The 15,831-nt window shown below is 69.8% G+C and carries 10 protein-coding genes and 1 pseudogene; 1 reads left to right on the plus strand and 10 read right to left on the minus strand.

Annotation, left to right across the window (positions count from 1 at the left end):
- Positions 1–19: 19 nt before the first annotated feature.
- From fxsT to ACIHAR_RS04935, 7 genes are all read right to left on the minus strand, one after another.
- The gene (gene fxsT / locus ACIHAR_RS04905; RefSeq protein ID WP_400016929.1) at positions 20–4,063 is read right to left on the minus strand and encodes an FxSxx-COOH system tetratricopeptide repeat protein; all 4,044 of its coding nucleotides are present in this window, start codon (positions 4,061–4,063) and stop codon (positions 20–22) included.
- Complete coding sequence (locus ACIHAR_RS04910; protein WP_365454906.1) at positions 4,060–5,325, minus strand: TIR-like protein FxsC; 1,266 nt, start codon at positions 5,323–5,325, stop codon at positions 4,060–4,062. The genes fxsT and ACIHAR_RS04910 overlap by 4 nt, the downstream gene beginning before the upstream one ends.
- A complete protein-coding gene (locus ACIHAR_RS04915) occupies positions 5,322–5,981 on the minus strand; it encodes a TIR-like protein FxsC (protein ID WP_365454909.1) in 660 nt (219 codons plus the stop codon). Before ACIHAR_RS04915 ends, ACIHAR_RS04910 begins: the two co-directional genes overlap by 4 nt.
- Positions 5,947–6,822, minus strand: a complete 876-nt coding sequence (locus ACIHAR_RS04920) for an aminoglycoside N(3)-acetyltransferase (RefSeq protein WP_400016932.1) — start codon at positions 6,820–6,822, stop codon at positions 5,947–5,949. The genes ACIHAR_RS04915 and ACIHAR_RS04920 overlap by 35 nt, the downstream gene beginning before the upstream one ends.
- Complete coding sequence (locus ACIHAR_RS04925) at positions 6,819–9,101, minus strand: FxsB family cyclophane-forming radical SAM/SPASM peptide maturase (protein ID WP_400016934.1); 2,283 nt, start codon at positions 9,099–9,101, stop codon at positions 6,819–6,821. Before ACIHAR_RS04925 ends, ACIHAR_RS04920 begins: the two co-directional genes overlap by 4 nt.
- 30 nt (positions 9,102–9,131) lie before the next feature.
- The gene (locus tag ACIHAR_RS04930) at positions 9,132–9,329 is read right to left on the minus strand and encodes a hypothetical protein (protein WP_365454918.1); all 198 of its coding nucleotides are present in this window, start codon (positions 9,327–9,329) and stop codon (positions 9,132–9,134) included.
- A 236-nt stretch (positions 9,330–9,565) separates the two neighbouring features.
- Complete coding sequence (locus ACIHAR_RS04935) at positions 9,566–10,609, minus strand: MBL fold metallo-hydrolase (protein ID WP_400016937.1); 1,044 nt, start codon at positions 10,607–10,609, stop codon at positions 9,566–9,568.
- 244 nt (positions 10,610–10,853) lie between these two features.
- Here ACIHAR_RS04935 and ACIHAR_RS04940 point away from each other — a divergent pair, with 244 nt between their 5' ends.
- Complete coding sequence (locus ACIHAR_RS04940) at positions 10,854–11,132, plus strand: hypothetical protein (RefSeq protein WP_400016939.1); 279 nt, start codon at positions 10,854–10,856, stop codon at positions 11,130–11,132.
- Between the two features lie 282 nt (positions 11,133–11,414).
- On the opposite strand, the gene ACIHAR_RS04945 is transcribed toward ACIHAR_RS04940, so the two are convergent.
- From ACIHAR_RS04945 to ACIHAR_RS04955, 3 genes and pseudogenes are all read right to left on the minus strand, one after another.
- Positions 11,415–12,275 (minus strand): hypothetical protein, encoded by an 861-nt coding sequence (locus tag ACIHAR_RS04945; protein ID WP_400016941.1) that lies wholly within the window; start codon positions 12,273–12,275, stop codon positions 11,415–11,417.
- A gap of 778 nt (positions 12,276–13,053) precedes the next feature.
- On the minus strand, positions 13,054–13,506 hold the full coding sequence (locus tag ACIHAR_RS04950) for a hypothetical protein (protein ID WP_400016943.1): 453 nt from the start codon (positions 13,504–13,506) through the stop codon (positions 13,054–13,056).
- Positions 13,507–14,012: 506 nt separating this feature from the next.
- Positions 14,013–15,213: pseudogene (locus tag ACIHAR_RS04955) on the minus strand (IS110 family transposase).
- Positions 15,214–15,831 lie beyond the last annotated feature (618 nt).

The following is a 15,831-nucleotide window of genomic DNA, read 5'->3' on the forward strand; positions in this document are numbered from 1 at the left end:
CCCGCTCCCGGGGAGCCGGTCAGATGGGGTGGGGGTCGAACTCCCAGCCCGAACGGTTCCACTCCCGCAGTGCCAGGGTGCGCGGGTGGTCGGCCCCCAGTTTCGTCGTCAGCGCGCCCAGCACCTCCTCCCGCAGCCGCTCGGCGGCCGCGGTCTCGCCCAGTTCCTTCCGTACGACGGCGAGGTTGGCCGCGCAGACCAGCGGAGCGGGGTGCTGATCGTCGTTGAGCACCAGACGCAACTGGTCCAGGACCTCCTCGTAGGCCGTACGGGCCTCCGCGTGCCGGCCCAGTGCGGCCTGGGCGTTGGCCAGATTGACGCGGCACATCAGGGTGAACGGGTGGTCCTCGTCGAAGATCTCGGCGAAGGCCTTCGCCGCCTGCTCTGCGTACGCCAGGGAGGAGGCGGCCTCGTTGGCGCTGTAGAGGTGCACCGCCAGGTTCGCGGCACACGCCACCGTGTACGGGTGCTTGTCGTGGAAGAGGCGACGGCAGTCGTCCAGGATCCGGCAGGCCAGGTCACGGGCCTCCGCGGCACGGCCCTGCGCGCCCAACGCCCCCGCCAGCCCCAGTTCCAGCAGCAGCCGGTCGGGGGAGGCCGGGCCCTCCTCGGCGGGCAGGTGGGACAGCACGGTGCGGCTCAGCTCCTCCGCCTCCTGCGCCCGGCCGAGCCCGCGCAGCGCACCCGCGAGGGCCCGGCCCGCCTTGATGGTGGTCGGGGCGGACGGACCGAACTCCCGGCCGGCGAGACAGCGGTCGTAGGTGCGTCGCAACTGGAGTTCGGAGCCCGCGTAATCGCCGCAGTCGAGCAGGTCGCGGGCGTAACTGATGGTCGACTCCAGCGTGTAGGGGTGATCCGGCCAGATCTCCTTCCGCATGTCCATCGTTCTGCGGTCCAGCCGCAGGGCGTCCGCGTACTGCCCCGACACGCGCAGGCACACCGCGAGGTTGTTGGCGGCCATCAGACTGCGCTCGTGGTCCTCGCCGAAGTACTCCAGGAAGCGATCGTGGTTGAGCTGGTCGCGTTCCAGGGCCTCGGTGTAGCGGCCCAGGCCGCGCAGGTCGGCGGCGACGCCCCCGGACGTCATGAGGATGTGCAGGTCGTTGGGGCTGTCCAGGGTCGCCTCCTGACGCTCCAGCACCTGCAGGTCCATGGCCAGGGACTCCTCGTACCGGCCCTGGGCGCGCAGGATGTTGGCGATCTGGAAGCCCATGTGCAGCACCCAGCGCTCGTCGGGCCCGCTGTGTTCGAGCCAGCCCTGGTGGACACGGGTGCTCAGGTCGTACGCCTGCTTCAGCTCGCCGCGGCGGCGCAACTGGCGGACCCGGTCCACGATGAGCTTGCGGATGCCGTAGTCCGGGGCGGTCAGCGCCCAGGGCGTGCCCAGGTGCGGCCAGATGATGCGGTAGCGCTCCCAGGTGTGGTGGTCCTCGGGGTCGTCCTGCTCGGGGCGAGCGGCCACCAGGGTGCGGAAGACGATGTCCCGGGTCTCCTCCTGCTCCTTCTCCGTCATGTTCAGCCGGACCGACATCTGCACCAGGCGGTGCACCCGCAGGCTGCGGGACTTGCGGTCGACCGTGGCGAGCGAGAGCCGGTTCAGCTCCTGGAAGGCCCGCGCGATCATCTCGGTGCTGTCGAAGGCCCGGTGGCGCCTCTCCGTCTCGGCGGGGCGGTCGTGGCCGGTCAGGGCCTGCGCGATCTGCGTGCTCTGCAGCAGGTCCATGGAGATCGGCTCGGGGCTGAACCACGCGGCCAGCTTGAGGAGCTGCACGGCGGGCGGAAAGTTCTTGTTCAGCTGCTCGATGGCCACCTGCCAGGTCTTGGAGACGTCGAGCAGCCGGTCCTCGGCGCTCAGGCCGACGGTGTCGGCGGCGGGCTGACGCTGCAGCAGCTCGACGTACTCGCGCGTCTGCAGGCCGCTGTCCTTGAGAACGGCGGCGGCCTGCTCGATGGCCAGCGGCAGGTCGCCGAGCGCGCCGGCCACCTCGTCCGCCTCCTCGGTGGAGCAGTCGGTCAGCCTGCGCTGGAGGTGCGCCACGCTCTCACCGCGCTCGAACACGCCGACGTCGATGATCTCCGCGTAGCGCTCCCAGCCCTCGGAGCGCTGACTGGTCACCAGGATGTGCCCCTGCTTGCCGCTGACCAGCAGATCGGACAGGTCGCTCACGTGCTCGACGTTGTCGAGGAGCAGCAGCCAGCGGCTGTAGGGCCGGCCCATGCGCAGCGCGTCCTTCACACCGGCCGCCGTCGCCGTCGGGTTCTTGCGTTCGGGCACCTCCAGCTCACCGGCCAGCTGGGCGTACTGCTCCACCGCGAGGTTGCGCTGGTCGGCCTGAATGTGCCAGACGACGTCGTAGTCGCCCTTGAACCGGTGGGCGAACTCCTGCGCCAGCATCGTCTTGCCGACCCCGCCCATGCCCCGCAGGAGCACGGTGCCGCTGCCCGCCCGCAACCGTTCACGCAGCAGCTCCAGCAGCTCCTCCCGCCCGGTGAAGGCCGTGTTGCGCAGCGGCATCGACCACACCGGGGGTTCCGCGCCCGGGAAACGAGGCCCGCCGTTGCTCGAGACGACCGGGCTGAACAGCGGCTGTGTGGGGGCGTCGACGGCCTTCAGCAGCGCCCGGCGGGCGGCGTCCTCGTCCGGGCCGAAGCGGGTCATGTCGGCGGCGGTGCGATCGGAGAACGGCGCACTCAGCCGGACGTCGTCCACGCGGACCGTCACCAGACTGCGCCGGCTGCCCAGACCGTCGAGCGAGTCGGTCGTCTCCCACACCGCGCGCGCCTCCGGGGAACGCCGGTAGGCGTGGGACAGGACGGCCACGGTGCGGGTGGCCGACTCCACCGCCCGTTCGGTGCCGGTGCGCGCGGCAGCGCCGCCCGGCAGCAGATGCACGCGGAAGCCCGCCGACTTCAGGGTGAACTCGATCCAGTCGGCCCAGGTGCGGTCCTCCGGCACGAAGCTGACGTGGATGTCGGTGTCGGCCATCGGCCTGGGCCGCTTGTACAGGGCGAGCACCCGTTTGCGTTCCGCGTCGTCCATGCGGGGCAGTGCCCTGACCTCGCCCTCCGAGATGACCTCGGTCAGGCGTTCGCAGGCGGCCAGCATCGAGGTGGGGCTGCCGGGAGCGTCCCGGAACGGGGCCAGCAGCTCCTCGTAGGCGTAGAAGGGCCGGTAAGGGATCTCCACCCTGCCCCAGTACTCATGGGCGTCCACCGCGCAGTGCCGGCGCACGATGTCGGCGAACTTCGCCTGCACCTGTTCGCGGGCCGCCTCCAGACGGTCCGCCTCCCCGTTGGCGTCCTCCACGCGCATGGGGACCGGGACGAGCCGGATCCCGCGGTAGCCGTACAGGTTGTCGATCTTCTGGGCCACGGCGTGGGCGCCGTCGAGTCCCTGGCTGCTCGGGGTGAACGCGACCACCAGGACGTCCGGCAGCAGCACCGTGCACACGTCCGACACGTCACTCAGCCCGGTGCGGCTGTCGATCAGCACGTAGTCGTAGTTCTGCGTCAGCTCGCGCTTCAGGGCCTCCACGAAGACCGGGCCGTGCCAGGTGTGGTCCAGGAAGCGCAGCCAGTCGAACTGCGAGTACGCCGACAGGTACTCCTTGTTCTGCGTCCCCGGCGAGACGTAGTCCAGCCGGCCGCCGCCGGGGAACTGCCAGTCGACCGGGATGACGCAGTGGTTGAAACGGGCCTGCGTGGCCACCCATTCGGCCTCGGCGAGCTCCCAGTCGTCGTGCGCGTCGCTCTCCGGCTGTCTGCGCTGTTCCGCGACGGTCTGGTTGAAGTGCAGGAAGAGGTCGATCACCCCCGGCGAGCTGCGCAGCCGGTCGGCGTCCAGGAAGGGGTGGAGGAACCGGTCGAGGCCGGGCGCGTCCAGGTCCCAGTCGACGACCAGGACCCGTTTCCCGCCCGAGGCGAGGATCCAGGCGACATTGGCCAGGGACATCGTCCGGCCGGTGCCGCCCTTGTACGAGTAGAAGGTGACGATCTTCCCCGCGGGCGCCTCCTCCCCTTCCGGGAGGGAAGAAGCCTGCGCCCTGGTGTTCTCGACGGTCACTGGTCGGCCTCCGAACCACCGTGACTCCGGGCCCTGTTGGACGGCAGGCGCGGAGAAAAATCCTGGATGTCATCGAGATACCGCATATAGCAGCTCTGCGCCAATTCCGCGAAGAGCCAGGCGAACGCGTCGGCGTTCGGTATGCCCCGGGCAGCGGTGCCCCGGGCCGTGAGGCGCCCGCCGCGCAGATTGCGGTGCCGCGACAGGGTGTCCTCCAGCAGGGAGCGCAGCCTCTCCCCGTGCTGCCGGGTCTGCGGATCGTCGTCCGCCAGGACCGCCATCACGGCCAGCCACGCGCGGTTCGCCCGGTCGATGCGCTGCACGGCCTTTGCGGTCTTCAGATCACCGAGCACCCAGGCGTCGACCACCAGGACCCAGGGTGCCACGGGCCGGTGCCGCCCGTTCGCCGACTCGTCGGTGGCGAGGCTCTCGCGGGCCTTGCCGAACGGCACGATCTCGGGCGCGAAGCCGAGGTTGCGGGCCACGGCGACAGCCTGCTGGGACAGAGGGCCGGTGGCGGAGCCGTACGGCCGCCACTCCGCGGCGTCCGAGCCGTAGCGGGCCGCGTCACGACCGGGCGGCAGCCGGCTGGTGACGGGGGCCAGGACCGTGATCCGCAACGCCGGTTTCGGCGGCCGGGGCGCGAAGGCGTCACCCAGGTCACGGCGCTCGCCCGGCTGCTCGGCGCCGCCCGGTCGCGCGGGCGCTTCGGCCGCCGAGCGCACGATCCTCTCCGCGAGCCGGGTCACGACGTGCCGGTAGGCGCGCCGGTCGTCGTCCTCCAGCTCCATCAGCTGGTAGAGACCCGACTCCGCGTACCGCTCCAGCGCGTGCCGCTGCTCGGCACCGTCCTCGCGCGGCAGCTGGGTCTGCACGTCCAGGGCGGCCAGGGGCAGCGCGCTGCCGGCGGTGCGCGGGATCCACACCACGGGCACCACCACACGGTCGTAGTCCGGGCCCATCCGGTGCCGGAAGGCCGTCCACTGGCGGCCGCACACCGGGTCGCTGAAATACCGTGGCGCGAACAGCGGGACGAAGACCCGGCTGGCCGCGAGCGCGGGCCGCCACGCGTCGGAGGGGGCGTCCCGGCGCTCGATGTACCCGACGTCCGGCTCCCGCTCCCCGGTCAGTCTGGCCACCTCCCGCCGCAGGTCGTCGTAGAACTCGACGACCGGCCGGTCGAGGTCGAGGCCGGACAGGCCTCCCGGCGTGCGGGCGTAACTGAGGAAGAAGACCGGGCCGGAGTCCGTCACGGGGCTCATGTGTCCTCCTGGTCGCCGGGCGCGAACACGTTGCGCAGATCGTCGAAGAGACTCGCGTCGCAGGGTCTCCACCGGGCCGTCGTCGCGACGTCGACGACCCGTTCCGCGATCCGCCACACGGTGCGCCGGTAGCTCGGCCACTTCCCGGCCTCCATGAGGCCGAGCAGCCCCATCCGCCGGTAGTCCTCGCCGAGGTCCTGGTGGTGGTACTGGTAGGGCAGGACGACGTCCGGCAGGGTGACCCGGGCGGGCGGGGTCCACAGCACGGGCACGATCGGGCTCACGGTGTACGGCGCGAAGCGCTGGTGCACCTCCTGCCGCCGCGCGAAGGCGTCCCACTCCATCCCGCACCAGCGGCTGGTGGCGTAGCGCTGCGAGTACACCGGCATGAAGACCCGGCAGGTCGCCAGCGCCTCCTTGAGATGCTTGCGCCACTCGCCGCCCAGGGGCATGCGCCGGTCGAGGAAGCCGACCGGACTCGTCCCGGGGTGCGTGGACAGCTGCATCACGAACTGCGACAGCAGGTCGTGGAACGACTGCTGCCGCTCGTCCGGGGCGCGCGGTGCCCCGGGTTGCGCGGGCACATGGCCGTAGCTGTGGAAGAAATACGGATCCTGGGCGTCAGCCGGGCGGCCGGATAAGTGCGGATCGGTCACCTGCGCTGCCCCCTCCGGTCATGCGGTGTTCCTTGAACCATTCCACAGCCAAGTCCACCGAGAGAGCCATAGGGAGGAGCCGGGCAATTCCCGCGCCCACGCGACCCCGCCGGACCAGGTACCGGCCGGTGTCCGTCCGCCGGTCTTCCAGCCAGGAGCCGAGGCGCCCGAAGTCGCCGTCGTCCAGGGCCACGTCCTCGAAGCGCAGCCATCGCCGCCCCGGCCGCCCGTCCGTCCGCGCACCGTCGGCGACGACACAGTCGTAGGCCCGCCGGGGCGGAGCGGGCAGACGGTACTCCGCCAGATGGAAGGCCGTGCACGCCTCGAAGCCGACGCCGAGCAGCAGCACGCGCGCGTCGAGCCGGTAGAGGTGTCCCAGCGGGGACGCCTGGCCGAGATGACAGTCGAGGGCGTGGCCCCCGGTGATCCGTCCGGCCAGCGGCCCCAGCGCGGCCAGCGAGGTCTGGGGGTGCGCGCTGCGCCGGGCCCCCGGCGCGGTGCGCACCCACTCGGCCACGGCGCCCATGCCGGTGCTGGGAGTGGTGGCCGGGTCGAACCCCGGCATCGCCTCACGGAAGGCGGCGACCTGTGCCGCGGACATGCCGCGCACCCGCTCGCGGTACAGCGGTGAGGAGAGGGAGTTGCCCGCCGTGTACGTGGGCACGACGATCGTGCCGTCGGCTCCCGTGGCGGCTCGCAGCCCTTCGACGACGGTGGCCGCCCCCTGTTCCGTCGGGCCCACACGACGCAGCGAGCTGTGCACCAGGACGACATCACCCGGCCGCAGTCCGAGTCCGCGCAGGTCGTCCGCGAGGGCCTTGGCCGTGTGCACCGCCGTCACGCGCCCTCGTCGAGCGCGCGGGCCGCCGCCCCGATGTCCGCCGCCAGGCGCCGGCCGGCCGCGGCCGGGTCGCCCGCCTCGTCGGCGAACGAGCCCAGGGCGGCGATGGCTTCCCGCTGCCAGTGCGCCGCCCGCTCCCGGTCCGCGTCGCCCGGACGCGCCCGCCATGCCCGGGCCACGGCCAGCCGCACGTACGCCCGCCGCAGCGCATCCCGGCCCGCGCCCCCGAGGTCGTACAGGTCGCGCAGGGCCGCGAACTTGGCGTACTGCCACTCGCGGGCCAGGGCCAGCGCGAGGTCCTCGGGCGGGGCGGACAGGGGCAGGGCCAGCGCTCCGAAGGGCGGGCGGGGTGCGCCCTCCGCCGGTTCGCCGTCGACGGCCACCACGGTGCTCACGCCGGCCGCCAGCGCGGCCGCCAGATGCGGCTGCCGAGGGGACAGGATGCCCCAGGCTGCCTCGAGGGACCTCTGCCATGCCTCTGTCCGTCCGGTGCCCGTCCCCCCGGCGTCCGTCGGAATGGTGCCCGCCCGTTCGGCGACGGTCCGTCCGGCGTCGGTCCGTCCGGTGCCCGTCCTCCAGGTCGCCGGTCGCCGGTCGCCCCCGGCGCCCGTCGGACGGTGGTCGTCGGCGTGCGCGAGCCGTAGCGTGATGCCGCCGACCGCGAGACGCCGCACCGGCTCCCAGACCGCCGTGCCGCCGTCGGCCCGGCGGACCCCGCCGTCGTCGGCGACCACCGGGACGGTGCCCGCGGGTGGGCGGGACGCCGGGTCGGGCAGCAGCAGCCGGCCCACCGTCGGCAGCGTCACCACGCCGGACGGACCGACGCGGACCGGGAGTTCGAGGGACCGCCGGGCGTGCACGGCCGTGGCCAGGGCCACTCCGTCGAGCAGCGCGGTGTCGGGAACGTCGAGCCCGCGTGCGATGGCCGCGCAAGCGGCCACCGCCCAGGCGTGCACCGCCGGGTCGGAGAGCACGGCGTCCAGGGCGGGACCGTCCATGCCCAGCAACGCCTGCCAGGCGCCGGCCGAGCCGGCTCCGCCCTGGTGCAGATAGGCCAGCATCGCGCGCCGCAGGTTCAGTTGCGCCTCGGCCAGCCGCAGCACGGCCGTACGCTCCCGCTCGCCGCCGGCCGTGAGCGCGGTGAAGTCGGCAGGCTCCAGCGTGTCCCGCGGCGGGGCCGGCGCGGCCCGGACGTGCCGGATGAGCCGGAGCAGGTCGGGGCAGTACACCGACGGATTGGCGAAGCCGCTGCCGGAGCGGTGCCGGTGGCCGTAGAGCCCGCCGCCGCAGATCTCCACCACGGGGCACCGACGGCACTGCTCGGACAGACCGTCCAGGCCCAGCGTGCGGGCTTGGAAGCCGGTGTGGGCGGACGCCTCGTCGAACGTGTCGGACAGGACGTGGAAGCCGGTCGCCGGTGCTCCCTCGCCCACCGTCTTGAGCCAGTCGGCCTGTTCGATCGACCCGTCGGTCTCGATCACCACGAGATCGGGGCTGCCCAGCCCGAGCGCCTCGGTGAAGCCCGCCTCGCCCGAGGCGGCGGCCTCCACGGACTCGAACATGCGGATGCTGAACGGCCGGTCGTCGGCGTTCCACCGGTCGTAGACGGTGATCAGCCAGTCCGCGTAGTCCGCGTCGCCGTGCGGGCGGGGCGGCGGATGGTCCCAGGTGGCGTGGGGCAGCAGGAAGTCCACGCGTGGGGGCCGCAGTTCGGCCAGGGCCTCGTAGACCGCGTCCGGATCGTTGGACACGTCCACCGTGCACAGCAGCCCGGCGAAGGCCGCCCGGTGCGCGGGCCGCCCCAGCAGCCGGATCGCCCGGACGACGTCGTCGTAGCTGCCGGAGCCGTCGGCCCGCACGCGGTGCCGGTCGTGGGAGGCCCGGTCGCCGTCCAGGGAGACTCCGGTGCGGATGCGCTCGCGTGCCAGCACCGCGCAGAACGCCTCGTCGAGCAGCAGACCGTTGGTCTGCATGCGCAGGTCGAGCACGGCGACGCCGTCCAGTGACCGCCGCAGTTCACGGGCCATGGAGCTCAGTCGTTCGGGTCCGGCGAGCAGCGGTTCGCCGCCGTGCAGCACGACGGTGACCCGCCTCAGCCGGTGGGCGGCCGCGTGTTCGGCGATGCGCTCGGCGGTGGCCCGCGCGATGCGTGGTGCCATGACCCTGGGCTGCCGGCGCCAGCTCTGGTCGGCGTGCCGGTAGACGTAGCAGTGGTCGCAGGCCAGATCGCACCGGCTGTGGACCTTCACCACGAACTGCCGGAAGGGCCGTGCCGCCACCGGCACCGCCACCTCGTCCCCGCTCCGGTCTCAGATGTGGGACTGGAATCCCGCGGTCACGTCGTCGTCGACCGCGGCGGCCCGCAGTACGCTCCGCTCGTTCCGGAGGCTGAGAGTCTGCAGGGACACGCGCCCGGACCCGGTGACCTCGCTCTCCGCGTGGCTGCCGGTGGGACGGGCTTCACCCACTGCGTGTGCGGCGGCGCGGCTCACTACGTCGCTGTGCATGACAGTTCCCCTCGGGTGATGCGCCCCGGAGTACCGTGAACCCGCACTGTGTCGTCCCGTACTGGGTATTCCGGCAGCGGCTTCGGCAACTCGACCCCCTCATGCTGCATTCCCGGGGAGCCCCGCGACAAGGCGACCTCCGGCCAATGCTGTGGTGACGTCGGCTCACACCCTCGGGACGCACCGGCCCACCGTCCCGTACACCGCCGGCTCACACGGCCACGTACGTCACCGGCTCACACCGCCTGGTACGCCACCGGCTCGCTCCCCGTCACCGCCTCCGCCCGCCCCAGCTTCACCAGGCGCCGCAGATGCGCCTCGGCCTCCGACACGGCGATGTTCCTCGACCCGTACGGAATCTGCTGCCAGGGCCGGTTCCACTCCATGCGCTCGGCGAGCTGCCAGGGCGTGAGGGGGGTGGCGAGGAGGGCGAGGAGGCCGGTCAGGCGGTCCTCGTGGTGGCCGAGCAACTCCCGTACGCGGGACGGGGCGTCGGTGAAGGCGTGCTGGTGGGCGGGGAGGATCTCGGCCGGGGCGAGGCGACCGACGCGCTCCAGCGAGTCGAGGTAGTCGCCGAGGGGGTCGGTGACGGTGGCGTCGTCGGGATCCTCGTACAGGCCGATGTGCGGGGTGATCTCGGGCAGCAGATGGTCGCCGGAGAACAGCCGGCCCCGGCCCGGGAGGCGGGCCGGGTGCTCCTCCTCCAGGTGCAGGCAGACGTGGCCCGGGGTGTGTCCCGGGGTCCAGATCGCGCGCAGCCGGCGGCCGGGGAGGCCGAGGAGTTCCCCGGGGATGATCTCGCGGTCGGGGAGCGCGGGGGAGAGGCCGGGGAGGTGCCGGCGGCGGGCGGCGCGCAGGGGCGCCACGTGCTCCTCGGGGGCGCCGGCGGCCGCGAGCTTGTCCGCCATGTACGTGTACCAGCGCTCCGGGCGGGTCCCGCGGGCCCGCCGCACGATCGAGGCGTCCGCCGCGTGCATCGCCACCCACGCCCCGGACGCCTCGCGCACCCTGCCGGAGAGGCCGTGGTGGTCGGGGTGGTGGTGCGTGATGACGACACCGTGCACCTCGGCGACGGACGTACCGCAGGCCGCGAGCCCGGCGGTCAGGGCGTCCCAGGAGGCCGGGTCGTCCCAGCCGGTGTCGATCAGGACCGGGCCGCGGTCGGTGTCGACGACGTACACGAGGGTGTGGCCCAGGGGGTTGTCCGGGATGGGGACCCGGAGGGAGCGGACGCCGCCGCCGTGGTCGTACGTCGGGGGGTGCACCTGGCTGCTGGTCATCTGCCCTCCGTCCCACGGCCATTGCCCACTATAACTAGAACTGGTTTCAATGGGTGCTTAAGTGTACTGATGCTGTGGGGTGTTGGGCTGACCTGCGCTGATGTGCCTACCTCCTGTCGCTGCTTGTCGACGTTGGTCAGTGTCGGACGGCCCGGAGACGGCCCAGGCCGTTGCTGCCGTCGCTGCCATCGGGCTTGCTGGAGGTGATGCTCCTGCCGTCGTAGGGGGCGGATAGATTGCACGGATGACTGACATGGACCCACTGGTTCCCGTCCTTGCCGGCCTGGTCGTCGACATCGTTTGGTTCTTGGAGAGCTGCGAGGACGACGAGGTGGATCCCGACTCTGCGGTGAAGATGATGGAATGCGTGGGCTGGGTACTGCTCCAGCTGCCACCAGACCAGCGAAGCCGTTTCCTGCGGGTGCTGGCGGACATGGCCGAAGCAGAGCCTGACCCCGGACGACGGGAGGTCTTGTCGTCGTTCCCCTTCGCCTGCGGTCTGGTCGAGGAACAGGGGGCGTGAGACACGGGCTGGCTTGGCGGCGTCAGTCCAGCCACAACTGATCATTGGCGGCCGTGACCTGCGGCCGCCTTATCGATCAACGTCCTGACCTGCTGCTGAGCTGTCGGTAGCTGTCGACGTTGGTCATCGTTGAGCGCCCTTCCACGGCCCGAGGACGGCCCGGGAGGGCGCTCATTCGTGAGCACCGCCCGGAGCCATATGGGACCCTCACCGTGTCGGACGTGTGGGGGCGCTCTGTTCGGTGCCGTTGATGTCCCGGCTCCTGGCGCCCGCACACCTGGTCTACTTGCTTCTAGCTTGCGCGCTCAGAATGACTTCGAATGCCAGGAACCGAACGAGCTCGATGTCCGGCCAGAGCGCTTCCGCCTCTGCGCTTTGCGGCAGCAGTGCCGGAACGCTCTCGAATTTGGGATCATCCTTGGCGTGCACAATCCGGTTTCGGATTCTGTAAACCCGGTCGGCGACTTGATGCGATAGCGGCTTTGTTCGATTTTCGGGATTTACGCTGTCGAGAATACCTTGGATTGGTCCATTCTTCGTGAAATACTTCCCCCAGTCGCTTTCGGTGAAGAAGTCGACAAGGCTCGCTCCGCGAACGAACTCTCCCAGGAGTGTCCTCAGTTGAATCGATTCTGATGCTGCTGCCGCATTTTCGCCGACCGTGAGCAGTCGCATCAGAAACTTGTCATCGCGGCGATCGAAGCGCGGGTCTGAAAGCTCCAGTTCCAGTTTTCGGATCGCGCTCCGACGTGTCGCAAGTGGGAAAAAATTCTCTAGCACTTGATAGTAGGAGAGGAAAGACAAGGGTGGATTGCCAGACGCGCTTCCTGCAAATCCGAAGAGAACGGAGACTTCTGGGTCGATTTTCGTTTGAGGGAAGCGTATGACCCTGTTTGGGCGAGCACGCCGAAAGGGGCGGCGATCTGATTTGGAGGGCCAGCGAGCGATACGAGCCTTAACATTGTTTCGTACGTCAAGCTCGTAGATGAGAGAGTTGATGATCGGTTCGGCTTCGTCTTCGATCTCGGTCACGGTCATCTCTCGACCGAACTCGATCTTCAGGCTTGCGAGGTATCTGGGGCGGACCGTAAAGCCTTCATTGGCGAGAACGTGACAAAGTGGAGATGGGCTGGAAAGCTCCATGCAGCAGCGCTCGTTGACAAGATGCAGCCTGAATTCCTCAATGTCGCCTCCGACTCGCGGGAGTGCGAGGGTAGGAAAGGCGCTTTGATCGCTTTCGCTGTGCTTGCGGCACGTGTCAAAGTCGTCTGTGACGAGCTTGTTGAATGAGCGCACAAGCTGATCCCGAATCATGAATTGTGTGTTCGGGCGGAGTAGAACCTCGATGTATCCCTGGTTCTCGACTACGATACCGGCCCATCGTGTGGAGATACGTGGCTTCTGGTTTAGCTGCTCCAGTAGTTCTGCGGCTCGGTCGCGGGGCAGATGGGTTTCATCGGAGGTGCTGCCATCCCACTTCGGGTTCGGCTGAAAAATGAGACGATCATGCTTGATTTGCTTGAAATCGATTTCGTAACTGGCGAGCTTTCGAATCAGATTCTTTCTAGGTCTGTGGGCGCGCCAAGATCTGGGCGCACGCTTCCGCTTTCTTCTTCCCTGGTCTCTTCAGGAACTTCTTCATCGACGTCCGGCCAATCGCCCCCGGCGCTGTCATTGGCAGCGTCGTGACCCGTCATGTTTCCCCCACTCGCTCGTGCTTGTGTTGGTAGATCGTAGTGGAAATGACGGGTCGGCGGAGCGGCTTTGGGCTGGAGTTTCAATGGACCAGTCAAGCGCCCCGTGGTCGGGTCTGGGAGCACCAGTTTGGAAGATCGCTACGCGGATGGCGCCTGACCTGAGAAGCCGCTGACCTGCGGTGCCTTACAGGATTCCCCCGTGGTCCAAGGAGCGTTCCACTCCGTCAATACCAGCGGACCTGGCCAGCCGCACCCTGCCCGATACGGGCAGCATGGCGGAGAACGCGCAGTGGGCCGTCAAGGAGTTCATCGACGTCATGGTCGGAATCGTCGCCCAAGCCGGTCATCCAGGCATGGATTCGCTCGACCGCGTCCCGCCGCTGGGTTCCGGTCAAGGTGAGGGCTTCCTCCGCCGCGGGGAGCTGGGCGCGGACCTGTGCGGTGTCGAGCAGGAAGTCCCCAAACCAGCCCGGTAGTCGCAACACCGCATCGGGACCGAGCGCGTACGCCAAGGCCGAGAACGGGCTGGTCTTGCGTGCCACGGCCGCGAACAGGCCCTCGTCTCCCTCGGGCGGGAACTGGTCCATGACGGCGTCGCGCAGCGCCTCCACCGGCTCGGAGTCGTCATAGCAGCTGTCGAAGAATGCGCTCAGCCGGAAGGCGTCCTCTTCAGCCACCCAACTGGCAGCAGTGGTCTTGGACGAGGTGAACAGAGACGCCCGTGCCTTGCTCCGCCACCAAGCTAACCCTCCAGTCACATCAGCGTGCGTTGACGTCGGTGCCCACGGCGAGGTCTGAACCGCGGCGGACAGTAGATTCTTTATCCGCTCGTCAGGCACTGCCCCGACGACCCACACACCCATGACACTCACACCCCGCCCCCCGTCCTGGTTCGCCGCCGACACCCGATCATGCACCACTCGACGCGCGATCCCGCATGGCCACCGCCGACGGCGAAGAGCCTAGGTCAGCGGAACGACTTTGGCCTGGAGTTTGACCCAGTCAAGGCCGTTGGGCACGCCCTCCACCAGTGAGGGCGGCATCTCGACTCGGAGATCGTTTGTGCCTGTGCCGACGAAAGTCAGCCACGTCGGCGGGCACGCTGGCCGATCAGGCGCGCGTGTGCCTCGCTGCACCCCCACCGGCCTCCACCACGCTGCCGGGTTTGTGGCCTCGGGCTGAGTCAAGCCGTCTGTGTGATGGGCGGGGCGGGGGTGAAGGCTCGGTCGTCGCGCAGGAGGGCCACAGCACACTGGTTCGGCGTCGTGCGAGGGCGATGACGGCCTGGACGTGTTTGCAGCCCTCGCCGCGTTTCTTGAGGTAGTACTCCCGGTTGGGGCCGTCGCGGATGATGCTCGTCTGCGCGGAGAGGTAGAAGACTCTGCGCAGACGGCGCTGTAGCGCTTGGGGCGGTGCAGGTTGCCGGTGCGGCGGCCGGAATCGCGGGGGACAGGGACCAGCCCAGCGGCCGAGGCAAGGTGACCGGCATCAACGTAGGCGGTCATGTCGCCCGCGGCGACGACGAACTCGGCTCCCAGGATGGGACCCATGCCGGGCAGCGACTCGATGATCTCGGCCTGTGGGTGGGCGCGAAAGGTGTCGCGGATCTGCCGGTCGATGCGCTTGAGTCGGTCGTCCAGGGCCAGGATCTGAGTGGCCAGGTCGGCGACGATCTGTGCGGCAGCGTCCTCGCCGGGCAGCGCGGTCTGCTGGGCCTGGGCGGCTTCCATGGCAGTGGCGGCCACGCTGTCCGCGTCGCGAACACCTCGAGTGACCAGCCAAGAGGTCAGGCGGGCCGAGCCGCGCCGACGCAGGGCAGCCGGAGTCTGGTAGCCGGTCAGCAACACCAGTGCACCCCTGCGGGCCGAGTAGTCAAAGGACCGCTCCAGGGCGGGGAACATGCCGGTGAGCACGTCGCGGAGCCGGTTGACCGTCCGCACCCGGTCGGCGACCAGGTCGGTGCGGTGAGCGGTCAGGAGCGCGAGGTCGGCGGCCAGCTGCGCGGGAACGTCGAGGGTGGTGAAGTCCCGGCGGTGACGGGCGGTTTCTGCGATGACATAGGCGTCGAGGGCATCCGTCTTGGCTTCGCCCCGGTAGGCGTCGGCCATGCGATTGACTGTCCGCCCGGGCACGTAGACAGGCTGCTGCCCGTGGGCGGCCAGCAGCGCTAGCAACAGTGCGGAGGACCTGCTGGAGATGTCCACCGCCCAGTGCACCTCATCGGCCAGGTCCAGGATCTCGCCGAGTGCCGTCAGGATTGCCGACTCGTCATTTTCGATCTTCTTCGACCACAGAGTCGCGCCGGTCTCATCGACCACCGCAGCCCAGTGATGGCCCTTGCCCACGTCGATACCGACCCATATCCGGGCCCGCTGTTTGCTCACGCGTCCCTCCCGCAGCCGAGTTGCTTCCGTCGGCCCGTAGGACACCCCGTCGTCAGCTCCGTAAACAGCGACGCGTTCCGCGTATTTCAATCAGCGACCAGGGCGCCCCGAAGGACCGGACGGCCACTCCAGCCGAGCCACGGTCGGCAAGCTGCTTTGAAGCCACATCCGGCCCTCCCGGGCCACCGAACAACTTACGGAGCTGCTTTGGGGCGAGTGATCATGGCCCCGTAAGCTGATGGCGAGTCGGGCAGTCTGTGGACCTGCCCGGTAAAGTACGACGTTGGGGCCATGATCTTAGAGGCTCGCCCCAAAGTGGCTGCCTAAAGCCGTGGAGCCGACCGCCCCAGCCACAGAGGGGGTGTCTCCCCACTTCATGCCCGCAGCCGCCGAGCGCGCCGCCGGGCGCGGCCAGCCGGGGCGAAGACGGGAGGCAGGCCGCGCCGCAGAGGCGGCGCGCGCCCGCGCCGTGCGCGGGCCTTGATGATGTAGGGAAAGTTGTACCGCGCTCCTCGCTGATCGTCTGTCCGGTCCCGGGTGATGCTTGACAGTTCGGTCCCAGCTGATGGTTGACAGTGGCCGTGATCGGCTTTTCTGTGCGCGTCGTTGCGGCGTGTG

It is taken from the genome of Streptomyces sp. NPDC052016 (assembly GCF_044548445.1).
Classification (GTDB): Bacteria; Actinomycetota; Actinomycetes; order Streptomycetales; family Streptomycetaceae; genus Streptomyces.

Excerpts from the sequence above, each read along its gene's own strand:
- ACIHAR_RS04935 (WP_400016937.1), bottom strand. The coding sequence starts at position 10,609 with ATGACCAGCAGCCAGGTGCACCCCCCGACGTACGACCACGGCGGCGGC.
- ACIHAR_RS04930 (WP_365454918.1), bottom strand. The coding sequence starts at position 9,329 with ATGCACAGCGACGTAGTGAGCCGCGCCGCCGCACACGCAGTGGGTGAA.
- ACIHAR_RS04945 (WP_400016941.1), bottom strand. The coding sequence starts at position 12,275 with ATGGAGCTTTCCAGCCCATCTCCACTTTGTCACGTTCTCGCCAATGAA.
- ACIHAR_RS04940 (WP_400016939.1), top strand. The coding sequence starts at position 10,854 with ATGACTGACATGGACCCACTGGTTCCCGTCCTTGCCGGCCTGGTCGTC.
- ACIHAR_RS04910 (WP_365454906.1), bottom strand. The coding sequence starts at position 5,325 with ATGAGCCCCGTGACGGACTCCGGCCCGGTCTTCTTCCTCAGTTACGCC.